The organism is Neobacillus sp. FW104-15D2 (assembly GCF_058790155.1).
In genome coordinates this window covers 1-15,124 of sequence record NZ_JBYTCJ010000015.1, presented here as the reverse complement: position 1 = coordinate 15,124, position 15,124 = coordinate 1, and the positions used below count along the sequence as shown (strand labels likewise).

At 37.7% G+C, this 15,124-nt stretch carries 14 protein-coding genes; 11 read left to right on the top strand and 3 right to left on the bottom strand.

Annotated features, from left to right (window positions below):
• Positions 1-10: 10 nt before the first annotated feature.
• Entirely contained in the window at positions 11-619 is a 609-nt protein-coding gene (locus tag AC3WR0_RS13100) for a class I SAM-dependent methyltransferase (RefSeq protein WP_492552728.1), read from the bottom strand.
• 194 nt (positions 620-813) lie between these two features.
• On the opposite strand from AC3WR0_RS13100, the gene AC3WR0_RS13095 reads away from it, so the two are divergent.
• The 7 genes from AC3WR0_RS13095 (at position 814) to odhB (ending at position 10,469) form a co-directional block, all read left to right on the top strand.
• The gene (locus AC3WR0_RS13095) at positions 814-1,395 is read left to right on the top strand and encodes a hypothetical protein (protein ID WP_492552727.1); all 582 of its coding nucleotides are present in this window, start codon (positions 814-816) and stop codon (positions 1,393-1,395) included.
• A 201-nt stretch (positions 1,396-1,596) separates the two neighbouring features.
• Entirely contained in the window at positions 1,597-2,682 is a 1,086-nt protein-coding gene (gene mnmH / locus AC3WR0_RS13090; protein WP_492552726.1) for a tRNA 2-selenouridine(34) synthase MnmH, read from the top strand.
• A 714-nt stretch (positions 2,683-3,396) separates the two neighbouring features.
• Complete coding sequence (locus AC3WR0_RS13085; RefSeq protein WP_492552725.1) at positions 3,397-3,525, top strand: hypothetical protein; 129 nt, start codon at positions 3,397-3,399, stop codon at positions 3,523-3,525.
• A 38-nt stretch (positions 3,526-3,563) separates the two neighbouring features.
• Entirely contained in the window at positions 3,564-4,241 is a 678-nt protein-coding gene (locus tag AC3WR0_RS13080; protein ID WP_027321599.1) for a response regulator transcription factor, read from the top strand.
• On the top strand, positions 4,241-5,644 hold the full coding sequence (locus tag AC3WR0_RS13075; protein ID WP_492552724.1) for a HAMP domain-containing sensor histidine kinase: 1,404 nt from the start codon (positions 4,241-4,243) through the stop codon (positions 5,642-5,644). The genes AC3WR0_RS13080 and AC3WR0_RS13075 overlap by 1 nt, the downstream gene beginning before the upstream one ends.
• Positions 5,645-6,322: 678 nt before the next feature.
• Positions 6,323-9,181, top strand: a complete 2,859-nt coding sequence (locus AC3WR0_RS13070) for a 2-oxoglutarate dehydrogenase E1 component (RefSeq protein WP_492552723.1) — start codon at positions 6,323-6,325, stop codon at positions 9,179-9,181.
• On the top strand, positions 9,168-10,469 hold the full coding sequence (gene odhB, locus AC3WR0_RS13065; RefSeq protein ID WP_492552722.1) for a 2-oxoglutarate dehydrogenase complex dihydrolipoyllysine-residue succinyltransferase: 1,302 nt from the start codon (positions 9,168-9,170) through the stop codon (positions 10,467-10,469). The genes AC3WR0_RS13070 and odhB overlap by 14 nt, the downstream gene beginning before the upstream one ends.
• 206 nt (positions 10,470-10,675) lie before the next feature.
• On the opposite strand, the gene sda is transcribed toward odhB, so the two are convergent.
• Positions 10,676-10,801 carry a sporulation histidine kinase inhibitor Sda gene (gene sda / locus AC3WR0_RS13060; RefSeq protein ID WP_492552826.1) on the bottom strand — a complete coding sequence of 42 codons (126 nt, stop codon included), beginning with the start codon at positions 10,799-10,801 and terminating at the stop codon, positions 10,676-10,678.
• Positions 10,802-10,994: 193 nt separating this feature from the next.
• On the opposite strand from sda, the gene AC3WR0_RS13055 reads away from it, so the two are divergent.
• The 4 genes from AC3WR0_RS13055 (at position 10,995) to AC3WR0_RS13040 (ending at position 14,969) form a co-directional block, all read left to right on the top strand.
• Entirely contained in the window at positions 10,995-11,780 is a 786-nt protein-coding gene (locus AC3WR0_RS13055) for a VOC family protein (protein ID WP_492552721.1), read from the top strand.
• A 134-nt stretch (positions 11,781-11,914) separates the two neighbouring features.
• Complete coding sequence (locus AC3WR0_RS13050; protein WP_492552825.1) at positions 11,915-13,555, top strand: AMP-binding protein; 1,641 nt, start codon at positions 11,915-11,917, stop codon at positions 13,553-13,555.
• 130 nt (positions 13,556-13,685) lie between these two features.
• Positions 13,686-14,378, top strand: coding sequence for a Na-translocating system protein MpsC family protein (locus AC3WR0_RS13045; protein ID WP_492552720.1), 693 nt, complete (start codon positions 13,686-13,688; stop codon positions 14,376-14,378).
• 297 nt (positions 14,379-14,675) lie between these two features.
• Complete coding sequence (locus AC3WR0_RS13040; RefSeq protein WP_027321606.1) at positions 14,676-14,969, top strand: hypothetical protein; 294 nt, start codon at positions 14,676-14,678, stop codon at positions 14,967-14,969.
• Between the two features lie 68 nt (positions 14,970-15,037).
• On the opposite strand, the gene AC3WR0_RS13035 is transcribed toward AC3WR0_RS13040, so the two are convergent.
• Positions 15,038-15,124 (bottom strand): IS3 family transposase (locus tag AC3WR0_RS13035; RefSeq protein WP_492552393.1); only part of this gene is annotated, 87 nt, incomplete at its 5' end.

Here is a 15,124-nt window from a genome sequence, read left to right as displayed (position 1 = left end):
CATTTTATTATTATTTTTCACCGCTAACACAAACGGTTAAAATCGGTCTTACCTTCTTAAAGGAAATTTTAATATTGGAAAATCCCGCCTTTTGAAGGTCCTGTTTCATGCTTTCTCCTAAAAGGCGTGCGGTTTGATCAGTAGCATCTTCTTCACGGGGCTGTACGGTTAGTATGATTTTGCCCCCTGGTTTTAGAAAATGGAAAAGCTGCTTGAGTGATTTCATTTGTTCCTCCCAGAGCGGATAGTTATTCACAGAGAAAATTTTATCATAGGTGTTGCTTAAGGTTTCAAATTGTGAAACATCTCCACAGAATAATCGAAGCGATCCGGAATCCATCCAATTTTTGTTCCGTTTCGATGCTGTTTCCTTCATTTTTTCTGATACATCTATTCCGTCTACCCTTAAAGGCTTATTATGTTCCAAAATGAATTGAACCGCATATCCTGGCCCGTATCCTATTTCGAGAATACAGTCGTTTTTTTGGATTTTGAGTTGGTCGATGGTCCATTTATTGATCTTTCTGTTTTCGAAATACATTATCAATCCTGTTATTTTGCCGAGTGAGCCTTTGGGCTTCTCAAAGTTCTTTGCCATTTTGTTAATCAGGGTAAACACCTCTTTTACTCTCTTATACCCTTTTTTTCGAAAACTAAAGGTCTGTTAAATTAATCGAAAATTCCCTATATTTTCGTGCTTTTTGTTACAGCAGAATGTGGATCAATACCATATACTCAAAGGAGATAGCAAAAACCAGATACCTTCATTTTATGTAAACTTTTAACAAGGTTTAACCGGCAGGGGGATGAAAAATGAAAGTGTATGAAAGAATTTTATTTATTTTAGAGGAAAAGGGACCTATGCCCATAACTGATCTATGCAGAGAATTAAATCATATACAAGATCTTGAAATGGCTAGTCCATTTTTACCCTCACAGATTCAGTCTGTCATCTCTCGAAAGAAAGATTTATTTCATAATCATAATGAACAAATTTCTATACTTCCTGAAAAATACCCAGAATTTTTAAAAGCATACGTTGGCGGTTTTAGTGGTCCTTGTTACCAAGTAAGAGTTAATTTTCTTCAAAAAAGATTTACCTATCTTGTCTGGACACGAAACAGAGATGGAGAAATAAACATGGAAAATTTATATCAATCAAAATTGCCAGGTGATTTTGAAGAATTTAAAAGGGATATACTTTCAATGAAGTTATGGGAATGGGAATCCTCTTATCCAACAAATGAAGGAATTATTCTGGATGGTACAAACTGGTTTGTTGAATTGAAGACGACAAAAACAGTTTATAAAAGTGAGGGAATGCAAGCTTTTCCTCCAAAATGGAAGAAGTTTTGCAGGGCTATTGAAAAGCTTACAGCATCTCCTTTTCATTAAAAAAGGGATGTAAATAAGAAAGAGGTTTCCTTCAGATCCTTTTAAAATGCTGCCAAAAAGAGCAGCTTTTTTATTTGGGGTTATCAATTATAGTTTCTGTCAAAACTCCTAAATAAGGTATGATAAGTTATGGAAGTTTTCAAGACATTATTTTTCCTTTAGAATAGTAATGTAAATACAGTTTTAAGGAGTTTGTTTAAAATGAGAGAAATTACTATTGAGGAACTTTTAGATTTAAAAGATCCTGTAGTTATAGATGTACGGGCACCTATTGAATATAAAGATGGATTTATCCCAGGATCTATTAATGTCCCGTTGTTCACTGACGAAGAACGACATGAAATAGGTATTATATATAAAAATGACGGCCAGGCAGCAGCTAAATGGCGGGCAATGGAACTTGTCTCACCTAAATTACCTGAATTGCTTATGGAAATTAAAGAAGTATCGGAGGGAAAGACACCTGTTATACATTGCTGGCGCGGTGGAAACAGGAGTAAAGCTGTCACCTCCTTTCTTGACTTTTCTGGTCTTCATGCTAGAAGACTTTCAGGTGGCTATCGGGCCTTCCGTCAGGCAATTTTAAAATTAATTCCTTCTCTTCTGCCAGAAAAAGCAGTTGTTTTACACGGATTAACAGGAGTGGGTAAAACGGAAATTTTAAAAATCCTTGCTAAAAAAGGTTATCCAATAATGGATTTGGAAGGAATGGCAGCCCATCGCGGCTCTATTTTCGGTACCGTTGGTCTTGGTCAGGCGAATAATCAAAAAACATTTGATGCCCTTTTATTCCAACGTCTTACAGAGCTTCAGGGTTCCCCATATTTTATTATGGAAGCAGAAAGCAAGAGAGTCGGAAAATGCGTACAGCCAGATGAGCTAATGGAGAAGAAACGGACAGGTGTGCATATCTACCTTTCAACAACTATGGAGCAAAGGATCAAACATATTACCGAGGAATATATTGAGCCATTCAAAAGTGAAAAAGGATATCATGAACAAATAGAGGAAGCCCTTGAAAAGGTTTTTAGAAGATTGAAGAATGAAGAGGCTAGAAGTTCTTTGACTAAGGCACTGGAAGAACGAAAATATGAGGATATGATTGAGGTATTATTAAAAGATTATTATGATCCTAAATATGATCACAAGCTTCAAGAATATGAGGGGGATTTTTATGATATTTATTCCCTAAGCCATGAAGAAGCAGCGGAAAGAATTGCTGAGATTTTGGAAGAGAAATTTTCTTTACTTCCAAACCCATCAGGTATTGGAGAGCTTTCTAATTAAATTCTAATGTTTCTCTCATTCCCTTTTCGTATTGGAAAGCTAAGATGAACGAGTATAAATAAATTATTTGAGAACTTCATTTCAGAACAGCTGATATTAAATTCATTATTGCTTAGGTCAGATTTTGTTTTGCTGCTGTAAATCGGTCTAACCAATAATGAAGGTTCTCTCTAATTATCACATGCCCCCCCGGCATGTGTTTTTTCTTTTTTTTAGGCTAACTTATAAGATGTTGTTGATCGAAAGATGATTTTCGAGCCATCGCCATTCCATTCGCATTTCTTTGTATGTTTAGAGTCTGGGAAAAAGCTGGTCTGACAAGACTACTACAGTGAGGACCAGAGGGAGGCTTGGCAGATCAACTGCGGAAAAGAGAGCAAATTAGGGATCTTACCATAGCTTTTGTACAAAATAACAGTAAAAGGTTATACGTTATTATTCACACCCAGGGACAATTATTACTGAAAAGTTAACAGCGTCTTGTTAGGTAGGAAAGTACTGAGATTTTCATGCTTTTATTATTTAATTACAACTGGTTGTCTGCAAATAATCAGGGTGTCCATATGTCTTGTTCACAGGGAATTCTCATAATTTTCTCATCAACATCTAAATTAACAGGTCTATGATGAAAACATTAGTACTCTAATGATAATAAAAATCCCTCAATTTTTTCTGCCAATTTATTTGATCAGAGTATCAAAAGGAGGAGAGAAAATGTGGTGGATACGTTTATTGCCGGTAGTCTTTTTTGCTGTAACGGCTTTTTCGTTGATTTCTTTTCAATCAATTGAGATTGTGCATGCGTTCTTTGATTTTATTCAGGATAAACATAAGATAAAATAAGTACAGAGTTACTATTCATAAATTGGAAGTGAAATGCCTTGGCAAGGATTTTGATAATAGAGGATGAAAAAAACCTGGCAAGATTTATTGAACTAGAATTAAAGTATGAAGGCTATGAAACTAAGGTCTGCTCCGACGGCAGAACAGGATTGAATGCGGCGGTTACTGAGGAATGGGATGCTGTGCTCCTCGATCTCATGCTTCCTGAATTAAGCGGAATTGAGGTTTGCAGAAGAATCCGCCAAACCAAACCATTGCTTCCGGTAGTTATGGTAACGGCAAGAGATGATGTTCTTGACCGTGTCTCTGGCCTTGATAGCGGAGCAGACGATTATATTGTGAAACCTTTTGCTATTGAGGAGCTGCTTGCAAGGCTAAGGTCCTTGTTCAGGAGAATGGATCAGCTTTCACATTCTGAACTGACGGTTCTAACCTTTAAAGACCTTTCCGTTGAATTGGAATCATGCATTGTAAAAAAGGGAGACCGCGTGTTAAATCTGACAAAGAGAGAGTACGATTTATTAGTTGTTCTCATCGGAAATATTAATATTGTGTTAACCAGGGAAGTCTTGCTAGATAAAGTTTGGGGCTATAATACAGGTGTTGAGACAAATGTGGTGGATGTTTACGTCCGTTATTTACGGAATAAAATCGACGACGATAGTGAGCAGAGCTATATCCAAACGGTGCGTGGCACAGGATATGTGATGAGATAATGATAAAGCCTTTTTCCTTTTTTAAAAAAATGCCATGGCGTTCGAAGTTAATCTTAAGCAGTACAGTAGCCATATTTTTCACATTTTTCATCGTTAATTTTCTTCAATTCCATATGGTTTCTAAGTGGATGCTTAAACGCGAGGAAGCGTCTGTCCATAAAACATTGTCTGAAATAACATCTTATTATAAAGAAAAAGAAGATCGTCTGAATGTTGCTTTTATACAAAAGAACAGCAGTCTATTAAATCGGTTAAATGACAAAAACCAGCTGATAAGGGTTTATGATAACAAGGGAAAAGTAATTATTTCTGATAAAAATGGGAATTTCCCCACACTTGAACCCGTACCTGCAGCTGAAAAAACACTCGATCATATAACATCTGAAGAAAATGAAACCATTGTTGTACGAACCCCAATTAATACAAGAAATTTCCATGGTACAATTGAAATTGTTCGAGAACTTACATCCTATGGGAGAATGATGGATGAACTATTTATCATTATGACAACCTTTGGGATTGCGGCTATTTTATTTAGTGCACTGACTGGTTTTATATTGGCAAAACAATTTTTGACACCTGTTCGCGAGCTTGCTTTAACCATGAAAAGAATTAAAGAAAATGGGTTCCAGGAGAGAATGGTTGTTCCTGAAGGAAATGATGAACTTGCAGACCTGTCAAAAATTTTTAATGATATGATGGATGAAATTGAGAGCTCCTTTCTGCAGCAAAAACAATTTGTAGAAGATGCATCCCATGAATTAAGGACTCCAATATCTATTTTGGAAGGCCATGTAGCATTATTGAATCGCTGGGGCAAAAAAGATGAGGCAATTTTGGATGAGTCACTTTCTGCATCAATGCAAGAGCTCTCTCGTCTGAAAAAATTAGTATTTAATTTACTTGACTTAACTCGGGCGGAGAATTCCAGAATTATGCAGCCCAACGAGAAAACAGATCCGAGGTTAATTATTCACCAGGTGGTCAAAAACTTTGAGGTTCTTCATCCTAGTTTTGAAATAGTGGCAGAGATTAAACAGCCACTTGATTATATTTCCATTTCCAGTGAACATTTGCAGCAAATATTAATTATTCTTATGGATAATTCGGTCAAATACTCCCAGAGGGTGAAAAGGACCGTGGTTTCTGCCAAACAAAAGGGAGATCTAATTTGTATTGAGGTTAAAGATAATGGAATAGGGATTCCGCCTGATGAAGTATCCAAGGTATTTAATAGATTTTATCGAATTGATAAAGCGAGAAGCAGAGAAAAGGGTGGTACTGGTCTTGGGCTTTCAATTGCGAAAAGGCTGGTCGAGAAATATAACGGTACTATTTCAATTGATAGTGAAGAAGGAAAAGGTACTATCGTAGAAATATTATTTCCTAGCATTAGGAACTGAGGCTCTTTTCTGAGAGAATGTTACAATTTGTAGTAACTCTGAGCAAAAATAGGCGAGATCCACGAAAATGCATTCGTATCTTCTTCGTGCGGTGTCGATTCATCGATGCAATCTCAACGTCCTGTGGGAAAAGGAAGCCAGGCGAGACCCCTCAGGTCGTTAGGGACAGAGGAAGCGTGCTCCTATGCCACAGAATATTCGAAGTAGCTAAACCTTCAGCTCGATGCAAAGCTGCAAGTAGCAGTACACAGATGCTTATCACGAAGTTATTACAGCCAGTAGCTTGATTGCCTGCGGAAAGCGAGTCTATTTCTGCTTATAAACAACTAAGTTTACGAAAAGAGACAAAACTAAAATAGAGTATCCATAAAGAATAAAAAACATAAACCATTCAATTTTAATATTATATTCCAATAAAGCCGGATTTTTTCCGGTTTTTTTGTTTTTACCGAACTTGGTAAGGTTTTCATGAAAAAAATATATGTGTTTCAGTGGCATCTATCACAAGAAAGTAATATAATTTTTTATTGTAGAATAAAAATATTTTATATTTTTAAAATTACCAGTTAGTTTTAATGAGTAAGGGGTATTTGTATATAGGCCTTTTTTGCTTATTAAAACTAAGGGTAAAAATTTTTAGGGCCAGTTTACTAATACATAGATAATGGGGTGGTAGTTTTGAAACGGCCTGGGGAAGAAAGTAAAAAGTTTCTTGAAAGTTTTTATGGGCCAAATCTTGGCTATGTTATGGGAATCTATGAACAATATTTAGAAGATCCAGAATCAGTAGATCCCGAAATGAGAATGATTTTTGACCAGATTCCTTTTGAAAATGTAAAGGCTGAGGAAGTACCTTCGAGTGAAGCGAAGTATCAAGCAGACAATATTCCTTTTGAGAAAATAGTTGCCGCGGCACGTCTTGCAGAAAATATTCGCTCATATGGTCACCTAGAAGCAAAAATATATCCATTAGGAAATGAAAGGCCAAAGCAGGCAAACCTTACACTCGAACATTATGGCCTTAGGGAAGAAGATCTTAAAATCATGCCTCCAAGCATTTTTATGAAAGATCCGAATTTATCTTTTTCGAATGCCTTGGAAGCCTACAAACATTTAAAACAGGTATATACAAAATCGATTGCGTTCGAATTTCATCATGTCCACAGTGCAGATGAAAAAAACTGGCTGCAGCAAAAGGCAGAAAGCGGAAATCTGTTTAAAGGTCTTTCCAAGGAAAAGCAGCTTCGGTTATTAAAGAGGCTTACCGAAGTAGAGGATTTTGAAAAATTTCTCCATCGTACATTTGCAGGTCAAAAACGCTTTTCAATAGAAGGCCTGGACGTTATGGTTCCGATGCTTGATGAAATGATTTATGAAGCCGTTCGTGAAGGTGCAGAAACGGTTAATATCGGTATGGCACATAGAGGCCGTCTGAATGTTCTTGCTCATGTGTTAAACAAACCATACGAAAAGATTTTTTCCGAGTTCCAGCATGCTCCTAATAAGGATCTTGTTCCTTCTGAAGGTTCCAGCGGAATTAACTATGGCTGGACCGGGGATGTCAAATATCATCTTGGTCTGAATCGGCAAATAAAAGAGGAAAATCTTGCAACAGCAAAAGTAACACTTGCTAATAACCCAAGTCACTTGGAATTTGTCGGAGCAGTCGTGGAAGGGTTTACAAGAGCTGCGCAGGAAGACAGGACGGTCGCGGGTGAGCCTCATGGAGATTTTAAATCATCACTTGCGTTATTAATTCATGGTGATGCAGCTTTTCCAGGTGAAGGCATTGTTGCAGAAACATTAAATTTAAGCAGACTGAATGGATTTAGAACAGGCGGAACCATTCATATTATCAGCAATAATACTATTGGCTTTACGACGGAATCCTCTGATTCCCGATCCACTTTATATGCAAGCGACCTGGCAAAAGGATTTGAAATTCCAATAATACACGTAAATGCAGATGATCCAGAAGCATGTATTGCTGCTGCTATTCTGGCTGTTGAATATCGAATAGCATTTCAAAAAGACTTTCTGATAGACCTTGTTGGCTATCGAAGATATGGTCATAACGAAATGGATGAACCGATGACAACCAGCCCTTTAATGTATACGAAGATTCATGAGCATCTGACAATTAAGGAGCTTTACGCTAAAACCTTAATTGAAAAGGGTGGAATTTCCGAGAGTGAATTTAAGAAAGTGCAAACCGAGGTAGAATCACGCCTGAAAGCGGCATATGAAAAAGTTCCTCCAAAAGATGATCATGAAGTTTCAGTACCAGTACCGCCGGAAACGGTAGAACACGGGCTGCCCAAAATAGATACTAGTGTACCAGCGGAAAAGTTAAATTCAATCAACGAACATTTGCTTCATTGGCCGAATGACTTTAGTGTATTTCCTAAATTAGAGAGAATCCTGAAAAGACGTTCCGAAACCTTTAAGGAAAAGGGGCTTGCTGAATGGGGATTAGCGGAGGCATTTGCATTTGCATCCATTCTCGCTGATGGAACTCCAATCCGCCTTACAGGACAGGATTCAGAAAGAGGGACATTTGCCCAGCGTAACCTAGTGCTTCACGATCATAACACAGGTAAACGTTTTTCCGCACTTCAGCAATATCCTGAAGCGAAGGCTTCCTTTGCCCTCTTCAATAGCCCTTTAACTGAAACAGCAGTCTTAGGATTTGAATATGGGTATAATGTTTTTGCACCTGAAACTTTAGTTATCTGGGAAGCCCAATATGGTGACTTTGCCAATGTGACACAGGTGATTTTCGACCAGTTTATTGCAGCCGGACGAGCTAAGTGGGGTCAAAAATCAGGCCTTGTGATGCTTCTTCCACATGGTTATGAAGGTCAGGGACCTGAACATTCCAGCGGACGTCTAGAGCGCTACCTGCAGCTGGCAGCAGAAAACAACTGGACAGTTGCAAATTTAACGAGTGCGGCACAGTATTTTCACATTTTAAGGCGGCAGGCAGCCATTTTGAAACAAGAAGAAGTTAGACCGTTGATTCTTATGACACCAAAAAGCTTGTTGAGAAACCCAATGGTAATGTCTACTGCAGAGGAACTAAGCGAAGGTAAATTTTCCACAATAATGGAGGAACCCGGCTTAGGAACTAACCCTGAAAAAGTGGAACGTGTTATCCTGTGTTCTGGAAAAATGGCCATCGATTTGTCCGAGAAAGTTAAGGAAGCGGGACAGACTGATTGGCTTCATATATTAAGGGTTGAGCAGATTTATCCATTCCCTCTGGAAAAGGTAAGGGAAGCTTTGAAACGATATCCGAATTTAAAAGAAATATACTGGGTACAGGAAGAGCCTAAAAATATGGGTGCCTGGAATTTTGTCGAACCTCGTATCCAGGAAACTGCTCCAAATGATATAAAGGTTGAATATGTTGGACGCAGAAGGCGGTCAAGCCCTGCGGGCGGCGATCCAACTGTCCATAAACTCGAACAGAACTTAATATTACAAAAAAGCCTAACTAGAAGTGAACAAGGGGGAGAATCAAATGGCAGAGATTAAAGTTCCTGAACTCGCAGAATCTATTACTGAAGGTACAATTGCTCAGTGGCTAAAGAAAAAAGGGGAATATGTTGAAAAAGGTGAATATCTGGTAGAACTTGAGACAGATAAAGTTAATATTGAAATCATTTCAGATTTTTCAGGAACTCTTACTGAATTGAAAGCTGATGAAGGTGATACAGTTCAGGTTGGAGACATAATTGCTGTTATTAATGAATCTGGGGAACAGACTTCAGGGCAAGAAGAAGTACCAGCAAGTTCAGAGCCAGCAGTATCTTCAGACGATAAAGTCACTTCTGAAGAAACAGCTCAGAAGTCGAATACAGCCGCCGCCGCTAATTCTCAGGAGGGGACAAATAACGATTCTGGAAAACAAAAGGTAATTGCTTCTCCGGCAGCCAGGAAGCTTGCAAGAGAAAAAGGAATTGACCTTGAGAATGTTCCTGCCGTAGATCCACTGGGCAGGGTTCGCCGTCAGGATGTAGAAGCATTCCAGCCTCAGCAGAATAACCAGCAGAAAGCACCAAAGGCAGAGCAAAAGCCAGTTCAGGCGGCTAAGCCGTTTTTCGAAAGTGCAGAGACCGATTCAAAGCCAATTATTCGGGAAAGAATGTCAAGAAGACGTCAGACAATCGCTAAAAGGCTTGTTGAGGTGCAACAAACAGCCGCTATGCTGACAACCTTTAATGAGGTGGATATGACAGCTGTCATGGACCTGCGTAAGCGTAGGAAGGATAAATTCTTTGAGGAAAATGACGTCCGCCTGGGTTTCATGTCCTTCTTTACAAAAGCTGTGGTATCGGCGCTTAAGAAGTTCCCTTACTTAAACGCAGAGATAGGTGAAAATGAATTTCTTATTAAGAAGTTTTATGATATTGGTATTGCCGTATCTGCCGAAGAGGGTCTAGTTGTCCCAGTTGTACGTGATGCTGACCGGAAATCCTTTGCCGAAATCGAACAGGATATTACTGACCTTGCGTTAAAGGCCCGTGCCAATAAATTATCTCTGAAGGATTTACAGGGTGGGACATTTACTATCACAAATGGCGGAGTGTTTGGTTCTTTGCTGTCAACTCCAATCCTTAATGGTCCACAAGTAGGTATTTTGGGTATGCATAAGATACAGCTGCGCCCAGTGGCTATAGATGCGGAAAGAATGGAAAACAGGCCAATGATGTATATTGCCCTTTCATACGATCATAGAATTGTTGATGGGAAGGAAGCTGTTAGTTTCCTTGCAAAAGTGAAGGAGCTATTAGAAGATCCAGATTCGCTTCTATTGGGCTGATAGTATAAAAAGGCTGTCCTTGTTTGGGCAGCCTTTTTGTCTATATCTAAAATATTATTCCAGCGGTTTAGAGCACCTTGGGCAAAGATTGTCATGTGAGCTTTGTGGAACCTTAGTATTGGAAACAGGATTTTAGCACGATTGTGTTAGTTATCAATATTATAATAAATTAAAAACCGCCGATTTTTCGGCGGTTCCTTTTTTCGTTAGCGTTTTTTAAATGGCGTTAATCCACGGCGTTGAATTTCATCCTTTAAAAATTTAATCCATTCCTTTTCATTTCCGGTTTTCAATGCATCCCGATACGATACGACTAACAGCTCGTTACTCATAATTCTCAACTTTGCATTCCTCCTCTGAAAAGTGGATTGAATATTCAGTTTTAAACATTGTAATGGTTTTTATTGCTTTTGAAAACCCCTTTTCTAAAAAAAAATATAAAAGGTACTTTTGGCTGAGTTAAAAACTCTTATGGATATTCTGGAAATGGTAAAATAGTCAAAAAACAAGAAAAGAGGAGATAGTATGCTGGAGGTAGAACTCGACCATATAGTCAACTTTCTTAAAAAGGACCCGAGCAAGGCTGTATATGATTGGGAGGCGTATGGACTTAAAGCTATTCCGGGTGGTAATCATCAAGTATGGGGCACCTGGAATTCTTTGATGTACTTCGGACTTACCTATATAGAGTTTCTTTCAATTAATTCAGAAGAAAAGGCTGCGCAAAGTGATAATCCTCTGATTGTTCAACTGACAAAGGACTTAGAAACCTACGAGGGCCTGGGTCAAATTTGTTTCCGGACAACAAATATAATTTCGGTTAAAAACACATTACTAAAACTTGGTTATTCCGTTACCCAAATATATAATGGAGAACGAAAAAGAAATGATGGTTTGGTTATAAGCTGGAAAATGCTTTTTATAGATTCCGAAAATGGACTTCCTTACCCTTTCTTTATTGAATGGGAAAAAAATAATGATGATAGATGGCTTGATTTTAAAAAGATGGGCGTATGGAACAAATGGCAGGAAAAAGCTTCTGTTGAAGAAATCCAATATGTCGTAAAAGACAGTAAAGCTGCTGCTAAGGACTGGGGCAGGCTGTTTGGTTCAGATGTGGTGGATGAGACAGAAAGTGCTATAGAAAAATCCACTATTCAAGCAGGAGGAATTAAGATAACCTTCTGGCAGCCTGAAGGGGATAGTAAATTAGAAAGTATTCTCCTGCGAAAAGGAGAAAGGCCATTTCTTGTTCAGTTTAAACCTGCCCTTCCAGATTCTATTAATTATCTTCAGGATGACTATAAGTAATATCAGGGGCATTTCGCAGGCTATGTGAAATGCTCTTTATATGTAATGATACAAAATTTATTGAATATTCATATAAATATGCTAACATCATTGTAAGCGCTTTTATATAAAGGGAGGGATCAAGATTGTCTGCTATATTGGATATTACTATCGGTAAACTATTAGAAGAAAAGGCAAAATTACATCCAGAACATGAAGCAGTTGTTTATGCTGACAGAAATTTAAGATGGACCTACAGTCAATTTAATAACGAATGCAGGAAAGCGGCAAAAGGATTTATAAAGGCCGGAATTGATAAGGGAGAAAATATTGCTGTTTGGTCATCAAATACCCCAGAATGGCTTATCACTCAATTTGGTACAGGAAAAATGGGAGCAGTACTAGTCACAGTGAATACCAACTATCAAACTGCCGAATTGGAATATCTCCTAAGACAATCTGACTCTACCACCATTATTTTAATGGATATCTATAAAGAATCTTCTTACATTGATATGCTATATGAGATTGTACCAGAGCTAAGGACTTCTGAACCGGGTAAACTAAAAAGCGGCCGTCTTCCATATTTAAAAAATGTGATTGTAATGGAAGAAAAGAAATATCCAGGCACTTTTTCCTGGGGTGATTTACTAAAGCTTGGTGAATCGGTCTCAGAAATAGAACTGGATGAGAGAATGGCCTCACTTGAACCTGATGATGTGATTAATATGCAATACACCTCCGGAACGACCGGTTTCCCAAAAGGGGTAATGTTAACTCATTTAAATATTGTTAACAATGGATTTAATATTGCTAACTGTATGAAGCTGGCTGAAAATGACAAACTTTGCATTCCTGTTCCGTTTTTCCATTGTTTTGGGTGCGTCCTTGGCACAATGGCCTGCGTATCAGTTGGAGCCACAATGGTACCAGTTCAGGAATTCAGCCCAAAAAAGGTTCTTCAGACTGTTCAGGATGAAAGGTGTACAGGTCTTCATGGTGTTCCTACCATGTTTATTGCAGAGTTGAATGACCCAGATTTTGAACAATATAATCTTTCTGCTCTAAGAACAGGCATAATGGCTGGTTCAAATTGTCCTATTGAGGTAATGAAGGCAGTTATTGAAAAGATGGGAGCAACTGAAATCACGATTGCATACGGACAAACTGAATCATCCCCAGTAATTACCCAAACCAGAACGGACGATCCAATTGAAGTTAGGGTAGAATCGGTTGGTAAGGCGCTTCCGAATGTAGAGGTGAAAATTGTTGAACCGGGAACAAATATTGAAGTTCCACGCGGGGTACAAGGTGAACTATGCACACGAGGCTACCATGTTATGAAAGGTTATTATAAAAATGAAGCCGCAACAAGAGAGGCTATTGATGGAGATGGCTGGCTTCATACCGGCGACCTTGCTGTCATGGATAAAAATGGATACTGTAAAATTACAGGCCGTTTAAAGGACATGATTATAAGAGGTGGGGAAAACATTTATCCTAGGGAAATTGAAGAATTCCTCTACACACACCCTGAAGTAGTAGATGTTCAGGTTGTAGGAGTACCCGATGCGGTATATGGTGAAGAGGTAATGGCATGGATTATTCCAAAAGAGGGTGCAGTCATAAATGCCGAAGAGATTAGGGATTATTGCGCGGGGAAAATATCCAAACATAAAATACCAAAGTATATAGAATTTATTAGCGCATACCCTATGACAGCTTCAGGTAAAATACAAAAGTTCCGGCTTAGGGAACAAGCCAAAGTGCTTGCACAGGGAATTGAAGCAAATTAAATATGAAAGCTGCCAAAATGGCAGCTTTTATTTTTTACCACAAAAGGCCTTATCCTCCATTAAATTATGGTGTTTTATTTTTGTGCAATATAGGGAATAGCTAACTTATCTAGTGGGGTGAGGGGTTCTTATGGAAATTAAGAAGAAAGAAATTGAAATGAGCAGTTTTGTTGGACGTGTGTTAAGAGATAACTTTGGGAGAGGGCCAGGAAATGTATTTTGTACATTTACAAACCCTTTTATTGTTTTTCACATTACCAATTTTTTATCACCAATGGAAAAGACGCTAATGACGAATGATAAAGCATTTTTTGTTCATAAGACAAGAGATTTAATGATGGAAACTCTTTTATCGGAAATTGAATCACAAATTGAAATAACAGTAGAAAAAAAAGTTAGAGAATTCTATTATGATTGGAATTTAGAAGCAAAAACAGGTATGTTTTTGGCGATTACACAGGATATTGAGGTGGCAAGCGTAGGGCAAATTAATGGTTACACAAACGAAGAAAAGGTTAATCAGGAAATGATCCAAGTCAGCAAAGAGGTAGAAAAACCGCCTGGGGAAATTACATCTTTAATGCTTAATCCCCGTACGTTAATTTTTATCAGAAATAAGATTCTTGTTCCTATTGAAAAGGAATTAATTCATTTAGGATGTGAAGAAACCTTAAAGATAGCTAAAAGGAATCTTGAGAAGAGATTTTTAAATTTGCACGTTAATATCTTTGAAGAATATTTAAATGTTCGGGTAACAGATTATTTTGTTGATTGGAATTTTGAAGAGGATAAAAGCTATACCCTTTTTATGCTGAAACCATAATAATTTATTAGGAAAGATGATTACGTGAAAAGGTATTGATAAGGTTCTCAATAGGTGTTAAAATATGTTAGTAGATGTGGGAATCTGTTGGAAAATGAGTTGGGCAAAGAACCAATCATGAAGCAGATTCATTAATTTGAAATATGGATTATTCACTTGAAAAAGTTGACAATAAATTCTGATACGATGAACGGGTATAAAACCAGGCATATGTCAGAAAGGACTATTTATAGTCTTTTCTGACTTTTTTATTGTCCGAAAAATAAGGATTTATAAAAGGAATGATGAGTGCAGCTTATGACTATCGAAAAAGATTCAAACAAAGAAACTCTAATACTATTAAAAATTGAGAATTTTATTAGCCAAAAACGTTCTAAAGAAGCAAGCATGTCAAAACCCGGTATTATAAAAAAAAGTGAGATAGAGGAATTTATTGAAATGACTGCCCGGGAGCTAGCAATTGGCTTCAATAAGAAATGTCATTCAACAAATACTAGTTTTCAATTTAATTTAGAAAATAAGACATTAATTGTTGATATACTATACCGCTACGGCAATTATTACACAAGGCATAATATTTCTTCTTCCTAACTAATACCTGAGTGATACTAAAAAGGGTCCGCTGATGTGAGGTGACCCCCAAAAGTTAGAGTTTTATATTAAGCAGCTGATTGGCTGGTATGAATCCGGTATTGTACTGGACTCATGCCAGCCAATTTTTGTTTTATACGCTTGTTATTGTAATA

Excerpts from the sequence above, each read along its gene's own strand:
- AC3WR0_RS13095 (WP_492552727.1), top strand. The coding sequence starts at position 814 with ATGAAAGTGTATGAAAGAATTTTATTTATTTTAGAGGAAAAGGGACCT.
- mnmH (WP_492552726.1), top strand. The coding sequence starts at position 1,597 with ATGAGAGAAATTACTATTGAGGAACTTTTAGATTTAAAAGATCCTGTA.
- AC3WR0_RS13085 (WP_492552725.1), top strand. The coding sequence starts at position 3,397 with ATGTGGTGGATACGTTTATTGCCGGTAGTCTTTTTTGCTGTAACGGCT.
- AC3WR0_RS13075 (WP_492552724.1), top strand. The coding sequence starts at position 4,241 with ATGATAAAGCCTTTTTCCTTTTTTAAAAAAATGCCATGGCGTTCGAAG.
- odhB (WP_492552722.1), top strand. The coding sequence starts at position 9,168 with ATGGCAGAGATTAAAGTTCCTGAACTCGCAGAATCTATTACTGAAGGT.
- sda (WP_492552826.1), bottom strand. The coding sequence starts at position 10,801 with ATGAGTAACGAGCTGTTAGTCGTATCGTATCGGGATGCATTGAAAACC.
- AC3WR0_RS13055 (WP_492552721.1), top strand. The coding sequence starts at position 10,995 with ATGCTGGAGGTAGAACTCGACCATATAGTCAACTTTCTTAAAAAGGAC.
- AC3WR0_RS13045 (WP_492552720.1), top strand. The coding sequence starts at position 13,686 with ATGGAAATTAAGAAGAAAGAAATTGAAATGAGCAGTTTTGTTGGACGT.
- AC3WR0_RS13040 (WP_027321606.1), top strand. The coding sequence starts at position 14,676 with ATGACTATCGAAAAAGATTCAAACAAAGAAACTCTAATACTATTAAAA.